This is a genomic window from Rhodosalinus sp., assembly GCF_041685465.1.
In the GTDB taxonomy this organism is placed as follows: Bacteria; Pseudomonadota; Alphaproteobacteria; order Rhodobacterales; family Rhodobacteraceae; genus Rhodosalinus.
On the sequence record NZ_JAWLFS010000106.1, the window covers coordinates 1 to 9,948 of the forward strand.

Here is a 9,948-nt window from a genome sequence, read left to right on the forward strand (position 1 = left end):
CCTACATCGGCGCCGACGGCGAGAAGCACCGCCCCGTGATGCTCCACCGCGCGATCCTGGGCTCCTTCGAGCGCTTCATCGGCATCCTGATCGAGAACTACGCCGGCAAGCTGCCGATGTGGCTCGCGCCGCGGCAGGTGGTCGTGGCCACGATCACCAGCGACGCCAATCCTTACGCCGAGGAGGCCGTCGCGGCGCTGCGCGCGGCCGGTCTGCGCGCCGAGAGCGACCTGCGCAACGAGAAGATCAACTACAAGGTCCGCGAGCATTCGCTCGGCAAGGTGCCGGTGATCCTCGCCGTCGGGAACCGCGAGGTCGAGGACCGCACGGTGACCGTGCGCCGGCTCGGCGAGAAGGCGACGGCGACCTCGGGGCTCGACGAAATCGTGAGCCGGCTGGCCGAGGAGGCGCGCGCCCCGGACCGCGTGTAACATTCCGCGCCGCGGCATGGCCCGCGGCGCGCCGGCCCGCATCCGGGGGCCGCCTCTCCTGAAACATCGGAGCCCGATCCGTCACGGGCCCGTCACGGCGGTGCACGCCCGGGTGAAGCACGCCCGCGTGATTGGCGCGTCATTCCGTCGCACGCCTACTCCTTGGTCAGCCGCGCAGGGCGCGGCGCTACCGGAACCAAGGATCGGGAGAGATCGCATGTCCAATACCCTGAAGACCGCCTCCGTCGCGGGCGCCGTCGCGGGCGCCATCGCTGCCGCGCTTTCGGGCCACGCCACGCCGGCCGCCGCGCAGGACGCCGTGAAGTGCTACGGCGTGAGCCTCGCCGGCGAGAACGACTGCGCCGCCGGACCGGGCACGACCTGCGCCGGAACCTCGACGGTGGACTGGCAGGGCAACGCCTGGACACTGGTGGAGACCGGCACCTGCGAGTCCGGCACGCCCGTGATCGCCGACGACGGCGAGGTGGAACTGCCGGGCGACCGCATGGGCTCGCTCGAGCCGCTCGAGCGCGACCTGCCGCAGGGCTGAGCCGGCCGGCGCGCGCCGGAGGCCCCGGCGCGCGCCCGTGACCCGGAGGCGGCCAGGCAGACGCGCGCGGGGCGCGCGACACCTTCGCTCGGGCCGCGCGCGAAGCGCGCGGCCGCGCCTCCGGCGGGGATATTTTCGCCAAGAAGAAGGACCGGGCGCCCGGGACGGCGTGGCGCGATGCTCGGTCCGAAAGGAGAGACCCATGTTCGACGCGATGCGAGAGGGCCTGCCCCAGAGGGCGGGCGTCGGCTTCAAGGCACGCCATTTCGAGGCGCTGCTGGCGGATCCCGGCCCGGTGGGCTGGATCGAGGTGCACGCGGAGAACTACCTCGGCGCGGGGGGGCGTCCGCAGGCGCAACTCGCGGCGCTCGCCGAGCGGATGCCGGTCTCGGTGCACGGCGTCGGGCTCTCGATCGGCGGCGAGGCACCGCTCGACGCGGGGCATCTGGCGCGGGTGGCGGCGCTCTGCGACCGCGTCGGCGCGGCGAGCTTCTCGGAGCATCTTGCCTGGTCCACGCACGAGGGAACCTTCCTGAACGATCTCCTGCCGCTGCCCTGGACACGGGCGACGCTGGACCGGGTCGCGAGGCATGTCGACACCGTCCAGCAGGCCCTTGGGCGGCGGATGCTTCTGGAGAACCCGTCGAGCTATCTCGTCTTCGAGAACAGCGAGATGGCGGAAACGGAGTTCCTCGCGCAGCTCGTCGAGGGCACCGGCTGCGGCCTCCTGCTGGACGTGAACAACGTCTTCGTCTCTGCGGTGAACCTCGGCTTTTCGCCGCGCGCCTATCTGGCGGCATTCCCGCTGGAGGCAGTGGGCGAGATCCATCTGGGCGGGCACGCCGAGCAGGTGGATGACCGTGGAGCCCCCCTGCTGATCGACGATCACGGGGCGCCGGTGGCCGATCCGGTCTGGGCGCTCCTCGGCGAGGTGCTGGCGCGGACGGGTCCGCGGCCGGTGCTGATCGAGTGGGACACGGAGGTGCCGGACTGGCCCATGCTCGCGGCGGAGGCAGTGCGCGCCGAAGCCGCGCTGGAGGCGGTGCGATGAGCGCCGGGGGCTTCCGCGCCGCGCTCCTCGACCCCGGGCGCCCGGCGCCCGCGGGGCTTGCCGACGGGGCGGGGCACGCGGCAGGGCGGCGCTTCGACGTCTATCGCAACAACGTTCACGCGAGCCTCGTCGCCGCGCTCCAGACCGGGTTTCCGGCGTTGCGCGCGCTCCTCGGGGCGGAGATCTTCCGCGGGCTGGCGCTGGCCTTCGTGCGGGCGCATCCCCCGCGCGATCCGCGCCTCATGCTCTACGGCGATGCGCTGCCAGCCTTTGTCGAGGGTGCACCGGCGCTGGCGCGCTTCGGCTGGGCGCCGGACCTCGCACGGCTGGAGCTCGCGCTGCGCGCGGCCTACCACGCGGGCGACGCAGCGGCGGCCGATCCGGCGGCGCTCGGGGCGATCGCGCCCGAGCACCTCGCCGGGACGCGGGTGACACTGGCGCCGGCGGTGTCGGTGTTGCGCTCCCGCTGGCCGGTCGCGGCGCTGCGCGCGCATGCTCTGGGCGGCGGGCCGCGGCCGGACGGCGGGGCGGAGGACCTTCTGGTGACGCGCCCCGGCTTCGACCCCGTGGCCGAGGCCCTGCCGCCCGGGGGCGCGGTGGCGGTCGCGGCGCTTGCCGCGGGAGAAACGCTCGGCACGGCACAGGACGCAGGCGACGCCGAGGATGCCGCCTTCGATCTCGGCCCGGTGCTCGGCGCCCTGCTTCGGGGGGGCGCCATCACGGGACTTCGCTCCGATTCAGCAAGGGAGACCACGCCATGACCGCCCCGACAGCCTCTGCCGCACCGATGCGCGGCCCCCTTCCCGCGCAGGTTCAGGCCCTTCTTGCAAGCGACGGGGTCGTGCTTCCGACCCTCGCGCGGTTCACCTTCGCCGCGGTGCTTCTCGTCTATTTCTGGCACGCGGCCGCGACGAAGCTCGGGCCCGGGCTCTTCGGGCTCTTCGAGCCCTCGATGGGCGCCTATGCGCAGATCTTTCCGCGCGCGATGGAGGCGGCGGGCTTCGATCCGGGCCAGCTCGGGCTCTGGCACCGGGCGGTGGTGGTGGCTGGCACGGCAGCCGAGTTCGTCCTGCCGGCGCTGATCGTGCTGGGGCTGCTGACGCGGCTCGCCGCGCTCGGCATGATCGGCTTCGTGGTGCTGCAGAGCCTTACCGACCTCTATGGCCACGGGGGCATCGAGCACGCCGGGACGCTCGGCGCGTGGTTCGACCGGATGCCGGACGGCGCGATCCTCGATCAGCGTCTGTTCTGGGTCTTCGTGCTGGTGACGCTGGTGATGAAAGGGGCCGGTCCGCTCTCGCTCGACCGGGCGCTTCTGGCCCGCGTCGGCGGGCGCGGCTGAGGGCGGGCGCGGCTGAGGGCGGGCGCGGCCGAACCCGTCTCAGGCGTCGAGGGCGCGGCGCACCTCCTCGGTCCAGCCAAGGTGCAGGCCGTCGCCGGTCTCGATGAGGGGCCGCTTCATCACCGAGGGGTGACGGCGGATCAGCTCGGTCACCGGGAGTGCGCGCTCCGCCTCCGGCAGATCGCGCCAGGTGCGCGACCGACGGTTGACGAGGTCGGTGCCGAACCGCGCCACCGCGCGATCGAGAAGGCCTTCCGGGAAGCCCTCTGCGCGGATGTCCACGAAGCGCATCCCGTCGAGCGTCCGGGAGGCCTTGCGGCAGGTGTCGCAGGTGGTCAGCCCGTAGATGATCATGGCGCGGTCCTCTTCACGCGGCTGCGGCAGGGCGCCGCGGTTTCGCTTGCCTTTTACAGACGCCGTGCAATCCTTGCCTCGCGGCCCCCGATCCGCCGTGCCCGGCGCGCCCTCGGCCGACGCCGCGCCCGGAACCGGCGACCGCGCCCCGCCGGATGCAGCGCGGGGCGGAGTCTGGAACGAAAGGAGACACGGGACAATGCCGACCGGCACCGTGAAATGGTTCAACACGACCAAGGGCTATGGCTTCATCGCGCCCGAAGAGGGCGGCAAGGACGTCTTCGTGCACATCTCGGCGGTGGAGCGCTCGGGGCTTACGGGCCTCGCCGACAATCAGCGCGTGTCCTACGAGCTGCGCGAAGGGCGCGACGGACGGACCATGGCGGCCGACCTGAAGGTGCTCTGACATCGCTCAGGCGGCCTGCATCCGCGTGGCTTCGTCCCGCGCGAGGGCGAGAAGATCGGTCATGAAGGGCTTGCGCGTGTCGTCGGCCCGCGTCGCCGCGTAGAGCCGCCGCGTGAGCCCTTTCGCCGTGAGCGGCCGGGTGACGTAGTCCGAGGAATACTTCACCTCCCGCACCACCCAGTCCGGCAGCACGGCAACGCCCCGGTTCGAGGCCACGAGGAGCAGGATCACCGCCGTGAGCTCGACCTGCCGGATCGCCGCCGGCTCGACCTTGGCGGGCGTCAGGAGCTGGCTGAAGACATCGAGGCGCGCGCGCTCGACCGGGTAGGTGATGAGCGTCTCGGCCCGGAAGTCCTTCGCCTCGATGTAGCGCTTCCGCGCGAGCGGGTGCTGCGCGGAGGCGACGAAGACGGGCGCGTAGTCGAAGAGCGGCGTGAAGGTGACGCCGGGCAGTTCCTCCGGGTCCGACGAGATCACCAGATCGACCTCCTCCTTCTCGAGCGCGGGGAGCGCGTCGAAGGCGAGGCCGGGGCGGATGTCGACGTCCACCTCGGGCCAGGACTTGCGGAAGGCCTCCAGCACCGGAAAGAGCCACTCGAAGCAGGCGTGACACTCGATCGCGATGTGCAGCCGCCCTGAACTGCCCGCGCGCAGCCCCGCGAATTCCGCCTGCGCCGCCTCGATCTCGGGCAGCACCCGGTCGGCGAGGCGCAAGAGGCGCTGCCCGGCCGCCGAGAGGCGCAGCGGCTTGGAGCGGCGCACGAAGAGCTCGACGCCGGTCTGATCCTCGAGCCCCTTGATCTGGTGGCTGAGCGCGGACTGCGTGACGTTCAGCCGTTCGGCGGCGCGGCCGAGGCCGCCCTCCTCGTGGATGGCCTTGATCGAGCGCAGGTGCCTGAGTTCGAGATGCATCTTCTCATGCCGCTCATGTTGGTGTTGAACGATATGAGTTTGTTTCACGCATGTCGCCATGCGACAAGTCCGCCAATTACCAAAAGGGGGTCAGCATGACCGACGCGCCGGAAGTTTCGTTCGAGTTCTTTCCGCCCAAGTCGCTTGAGGCGTCCTTCCGCCTCTGGGACACGGTGCAGGTGCTCGCGCCGCTCGCGCCGCGCTTCGTCTCGGTGACCTACGGCGCCGGCGGCACCACGCGGGAACTCACGCGCGACGCGGTGGGCACCCTTCACAAGCACACCGGCCTCGATGTCGCCGCGCATCTGACCTGCGTGAACGCCACGCGCGAGGAGACGCTCGCCATCGCCAACGGCTTCGCCGATGCGGGCGTCAACCAGATCGTGGCGCTGCGCGGCGACCCGCCGAAGGATTCGGGCGGTTTCACGCCGCATCCCGACGGCTTCGCCAATTCCGCGGAGCTCGTGGAGGCGCTCGCCGAGACGGGGCGCTTCACCATCCGCGTCGGCGCCTACCCGGACCCGCACCCGGACGCCCCCTACGAGGGGGCGGACATCGACTGGCTCAAGCGCAAGATCGACGCCGGCGCGCATGAGGCGATCACGCAGTTCTTCTTCGAGACGGAGGCCTTCTACCGCTTCCGCGACCGCTGCGAGAAGGCGGGCATCGACGCGCCGATCGTGCCGGGGATCATGCCGATCGAGAACTGGGCCGGCATCAAGCGCTTCGCCAAGGCCTGCGGCGCCTACATCCCCGCGTGGCTCGACGATGCCTTCGCCAAGGCCGAGCGCGACGGGCGCGCCGATCTGCTGGCCACCTCGCTCTGCACCGAGATGTGCACCGAACTTCTCGAGAGCGGCGTGGAGAAGCTCCATTTCTACACGCTGAACAAGCCCGAGCTCACGCGCGACGTCTGCGCCGCGCTCGGCGTGAAGCCCGAGGCGCGGCTCGAGCACGTCGCCTGAGGCCGGGCGCAAGGCGCTTCCAGGCGCCTTGCAAGCGATTTGAAAATCGCTTGCCCGCGGCGGCCCGCCGCGGCTGGTTTCACGTGATTGCGACTCGTCGCTCGCGCGCCTCTCCCGTACTGTCGCGCCCATGTTCGATGCGCGCCTTCGCCCGGTCATGGACCCGCCCCTCGATCGGCTGGGCGTGCGCGTCGCGCGCGCCGGGGTCAGTGCCGATGCCGTGACGCTGATCGGCCTCGCGCTGGGTCTGGTGGCGGCCGCGTCGATCGCGTTGGGTGCGCCGGGATGGGCGCTGGGGCCGCTTCTGCTGAGCCGGCTGGCGGACGGCCTCGACGGTGCGGTGGCCCGGGCGGGCCGGCCCTCGGACTTCGGTGGCTTCCTCGACATCACGAGTGACTTTCTCTTCTACGGCGCAGTGCCCTTCGCCTTCGTGCTGGCCGATCCGGCGGGCAACGGCGCCGCCGGGGCCTTCCTGCTCGCCGCCTTCTACGTCAACGGCGCCACCTTCCTCGGCTTCGCCATCCTCGCCGAGAAGGCGCGGATGCGCACCGACGCGCGCGGCGTGAAGTCGCTCTACTTCACCGGCGGGCTGCTGGAGGGGGCGGAGACCATCGGCTTCTTCGTGCTGCTCTGCCTGGCTCCGCAGCATTTCGCGCCGCTCGCCTGGATCTTCGGCGCGCTCTGCTTTCTCACGGCAGGATCGCGCGTCCTGCTCGCGCGCAAGGTCTTTCCCGCCCACAGCCCGGAGGACACCCGATGATCCGCCCGCTCGCCGCGGCGCTCGCCGCCCTGCCCGGCCTTGCGCTGGCCGAACCCGACCCGGCCGACTGGGGCGCGGTGCTGGGTACCGCGGAGGGCCAGACCGTCTACTGGAACGCCTGGGGCGGCTCCACCGCCACGAACGAGTTCATCGCCTGGGTGGGCGATCGGGTCGCCGCGGACCACGGCGTCACGGTCGAGCACGTGAAGCTCGCCGACACCGCCGACGCGGTGAGCCGCGTTCTGGCCGAGAAGACCGCCGGGCAGGACACGGGCGGGGCCGTGGACCTCATCTGGATCAACGGCGAGAACTTCGCCGCGATGAAGGAGGCGGGCCTCCTCTTCGGCCCCTTCGCGGAGGATCTGCCGAACTGGCGTCACGTGGACACGGACGGCAAGCCCGTCCGGACCGATTTCACCGTCCCGACCGAGGGTTACGAGAGCCCCTGGGCGGCGGCGCAGGTGGTCTTCATGTATGATTCCGCCGACATGGCCCCCCTGCCCTCGATGGCGGCGCTCCTCGACTGGGCCGAGGCGAACCCGGGCCGCTTCACCTATCCCCAGCCGCCCGATTTCCTGGGCGCCACCTTCCTGAAGCAGGCGCTCTACGGGCTCGTGGACGACCCCGACGTTCTGCTGAGGCCCGCGGACGAGGCAGACTACGCCGCCGTCACCGCGCCGCTCTGGGACTTCGTGGACGATCTCACGCCGCATCTCTGGCGGCAGGGCCGCGCCTATCCCCAGAGCGGGCCGCGCCAGATCCAGCTGATGGCCGATGACGAGATCGACCTCGCCATTTCCTTCAGTCCCGGCGAGGCCTCGGCGGCGATCGCCGATTTCCAGCTACCCGACACGGTGCGCACCTTCGTCCCCGAGGGTGGCACCATCGGCAACGCGAGCTTCGTGGCGATTCCCTACAACGCCTCCGCCAGGGCGGGCGCGATGGTGGTGGCGAATTTCCTGCTCTCGCCCGAGGCGCAGGCCCGTGCCCTCGACCCGGAGATCCTCGGCTACGGCACGGTGCTCGACGTGGCGGCGCTCCCGCCCGCGGACCGCGCCCGTTTCGAGGAGGTGCCGCTCGGCGTCGCCACGCTCTCGCCCGACGAGCTCGGCCCGACCCTGCCCGAGCCGCATCCCTCCTGGATGGAGCGGATCGAGGCGGACTGGATCGCGCGTTTCGGCACCCGCGACTGAGATGCGGGCGCGCGCCCTGCCCGCCCCCGCCGGCCGCGCGCCGCGGCCCCGGCTTCTGCCCGCGGTGCCGCTGCTGACGGTGGCCATGCTGACGCTGCCGGTGGGCGCGGGGCTTCTGGGCACGGCGCTGCCGGCGATCGGCGTGATGCCGGCGCTCGGGCGGATCGAGCCGGGCTTCGGGCCACTGCGTGATCTCCTCGCCTGGCCCGGTCTCGGCGCGGCGGCGCGCCTTTCGGTGACGACCGGCCTCGCCGCCACCGCGCTCGCGCTCGCCGTGACGGTCGCCATCCTCGCGAGCTGGTCGGAGACGCGCGCCTTCGGCGTGATCCGGCGCGCGCTCGCGCCGCTCCTGTCGGTGCCGCATGCCGCGGCGGCCTTCGGGCTCGCCTTTCTGATCGCGCCCTCGGGCTGGGCGATGCGCGCGCTCTCGCCCTGGGCCACCGGACTGGAGCGCCCGCCCGACTGGCTCGTGGTGCAGGACCCCTGGGGCGTCGCGCTGACCGCCGGGCTCGTGGCGAAGGAGGTGCCGTTCCTGCTGCTGATGTCGATCGCCGCGCTCGGGCAGACCGACGCGCGCCGCGCGGTGACGGTGGCGCGCAGCCTCGGCCACGGGCGCGAGGCGGGGTGGCTGCGCGCGGTCTTTCCGCGGCTCTACGCGCAGATCCGCCTGCCGGTCTACGTGGTCCTCGCCTATTCGATGACGGTGGTGGACGTGGCGGCGATCCTCGGGCCGAACACGCCGCCGACGCTCTCGGTGCAGATCGTGCGCTGGATGAACGACCCGGACCTCGCGCTGCGTCTGCGCGCGGCGGCGGGCGCGGTGGTGCAGCTCGCCCTCGTCGCCGGGGCGCTCGCGCTCTGGCGCGCGGGCGAAGCGGCGGTGGCGTCGCTCGGCCGGGCCTGGGTGCGCTCGGGGCGGCGGGGGCCGCGGGGGCGCTGGCCGGCGGCGCTCTCGCTCGCGCTGGCCGGCGTGGTGGCGGGCGCAGTGCTCGCCGGGCTGGGCGTGCTCGCGCTCTGGTCGGTCGCGGCCTTCTGGAGCTTTCCCGACGCCGCGCCGGAGGCGCTGACGCTCCGGAGCTGGGCACGGCACGGGCCGGAGCTCCTGCGCCTCCTCGCCACGACGGGCGCGATCGCGGGGCTCGCGGCGCTCGCCGCGCTCCTGCTCGCCGTTGGATGCCTCGAGGCCGAGACCCGCCATGGTCTCAGGATCGGGCGCGGCGGTCTCTGGCTCCTCTACGCGCCGCTTCTCGTGCCGCAGGTCGCCTTCCTGCCGGGACTGCAGGCGGCGTTCCTCGCCACGGGCACGACGCCGGGGCTCGCCGCGGTGACGGCGGCGCATCTCGTCTTCGTCTTCCCTTACGTCTTCCTGTCGCTCGGCGATCCCTGGCGGGCCTGGGACGCGCGCCTCGCCACGGCGGCGCGGAGCCTCGGCGCGGGGGCGGAGGGCGTGCTCTGGCGGGTGCGGCTGCCGATGCTGCTGGGGCCCCTGCTCACGGCCTTCGCGGTGGGTGTGGCCGTCTCGGTGGGACAGTACCTGCCGACGCTCCTGGTCGGCGGGGGCCGCGTGGCGACGGTGACGACGGAGGCCGTGGCCCTCGCCGCCGGCGGCGACCGCCGCGCGATCGGGGTGCACGCGCTCGCGCAGACGGGCGCGGCGCTTCTGCCCTTCGCGCTGGCGCTGACGCTGCCGCGGCTCGTCTGGCGGAACCGGCGGGGGATGCAGGATGCCTGAGGCGCACGGCGACCGGCGCGGAGGGGGCGCTGCCCCCTCTTGGCCTGGCGGCCAATTCACCCCCGGAGTATTTGAGCCAGGATGATGGGCGCGGAGGAGACGGGCCGCGGGTTGCGCCTCGAGGGGGTGCGGATCGCGCGGGGCGCGGCGCCGCTCCTCGCGCTGGATCTCGCCGTGGCGCCGGGCGAGGTCGTTGCGGTGATGGGCCCCTCGGGCGCGGGGAAATCGACGCTTCTCGCCGCGGTGATGGGG

The 9,948-nt window shown here is 72.7% G+C and carries 13 protein-coding genes; 11 read left to right on the forward strand and 2 right to left on the reverse strand.

Annotation, left to right across the window (positions count from 1 at the left end; genetic code table 11):
• The 5 genes from ACESL7_RS08670 to ACESL7_RS08690 all read left to right on the forward strand — a co-directional run.
• Window positions 1–431: His/Gly/Thr/Pro-type tRNA ligase C-terminal domain-containing protein (locus tag ACESL7_RS08670; RefSeq protein WP_372892920.1), on the forward strand; the 431-nt coding region annotated here is incomplete at its 5' end.
• 217 nt (window positions 432–648) lie between these two features.
• Complete coding sequence (locus tag ACESL7_RS08675; RefSeq protein ID WP_372892921.1) at window positions 649–981, forward strand: BufA1 family periplasmic bufferin-type metallophore; 333 nt, start codon at window positions 649–651, stop codon at window positions 979–981.
• 202 nt (window positions 982–1,183) lie between these two features.
• Window positions 1,184–2,032, forward strand: coding sequence for an MNIO family bufferin maturase (gene bufB, locus ACESL7_RS08680; RefSeq protein ID WP_372892922.1), 849 nt, complete (start codon window positions 1,184–1,186; stop codon window positions 2,030–2,032).
• On the forward strand, window positions 2,029–2,793 hold the full coding sequence (locus ACESL7_RS08685) for an HvfC/BufC family peptide modification chaperone (protein WP_372892923.1): 765 nt from the start codon (window positions 2,029–2,031) through the stop codon (window positions 2,791–2,793). The genes bufB and ACESL7_RS08685 overlap by 4 nt, the downstream gene beginning before the upstream one ends.
• Window positions 2,794–2,819: 26 nt before the next feature.
• Window positions 2,820–3,374, forward strand: coding sequence for a DoxX family protein (locus ACESL7_RS08690; RefSeq protein ID WP_372892931.1), 555 nt, complete (start codon window positions 2,820–2,822; stop codon window positions 3,372–3,374).
• A gap of 39 nt (window positions 3,375–3,413) precedes the next feature.
• Here ACESL7_RS08690 and ACESL7_RS08695 read toward each other — a convergent pair whose 3' ends face one another.
• A complete protein-coding gene (locus tag ACESL7_RS08695) occupies window positions 3,414–3,728 on the reverse strand; it encodes an ArsC/Spx/MgsR family protein (protein WP_372892924.1) in 315 nt (104 codons plus the stop codon).
• 199 nt (window positions 3,729–3,927) lie between these two features.
• Between ACESL7_RS08695 and ACESL7_RS08700 the strand changes: the two genes are divergently transcribed.
• Window positions 3,928–4,134, forward strand: a complete 207-nt coding sequence (locus ACESL7_RS08700) for a cold-shock protein (protein WP_372892925.1) — start codon at window positions 3,928–3,930, stop codon at window positions 4,132–4,134.
• Between the two features lie 6 nt (window positions 4,135–4,140).
• Here ACESL7_RS08700 and ACESL7_RS08705 read toward each other — a convergent pair whose 3' ends face one another.
• Window positions 4,141–5,046, reverse strand: coding sequence for a LysR family transcriptional regulator (locus ACESL7_RS08705; protein ID WP_372892926.1), 906 nt, complete (start codon window positions 5,044–5,046; stop codon window positions 4,141–4,143).
• 95 nt (window positions 5,047–5,141) lie between these two features.
• Here ACESL7_RS08705 and metF point away from each other — a divergent pair, with 95 nt between their 5' ends.
• The 5 genes from metF to ACESL7_RS08730 form a co-directional block, all read left to right on the forward strand.
• Window positions 5,142–6,011 carry a methylenetetrahydrofolate reductase [NAD(P)H] gene (gene metF / locus ACESL7_RS08710; protein WP_372892927.1) on the forward strand — a complete coding sequence of 290 codons (870 nt, stop codon included), beginning with the start codon at window positions 5,142–5,144 and terminating at the stop codon, window positions 6,009–6,011.
• A gap of 130 nt (window positions 6,012–6,141) precedes the next feature.
• The gene (locus ACESL7_RS08715; RefSeq protein ID WP_372892928.1) at window positions 6,142–6,771 is read left to right on the forward strand and encodes a CDP-alcohol phosphatidyltransferase family protein; all 630 of its coding nucleotides are present in this window, start codon (window positions 6,142–6,144) and stop codon (window positions 6,769–6,771) included.
• On the forward strand, window positions 6,768–7,964 hold the full coding sequence (locus tag ACESL7_RS08720; RefSeq protein ID WP_372892929.1) for an ABC transporter substrate-binding protein: 1,197 nt from the start codon (window positions 6,768–6,770) through the stop codon (window positions 7,962–7,964). The genes ACESL7_RS08715 and ACESL7_RS08720 overlap by 4 nt, the downstream gene beginning before the upstream one ends.
• A gap of 1 nt (window position 7,965) precedes the next feature.
• Window positions 7,966–9,696, forward strand: coding sequence for an ABC transporter permease (locus tag ACESL7_RS08725; protein ID WP_372892930.1), 1,731 nt, complete (start codon window positions 7,966–7,968; stop codon window positions 9,694–9,696).
• Window positions 9,697–9,780: 84 nt separating this feature from the next.
• Window positions 9,781–9,948: ATP-binding cassette domain-containing protein (locus tag ACESL7_RS08730; protein ID WP_372892932.1), on the forward strand; the 168-nt coding region annotated here is incomplete at its 3' end.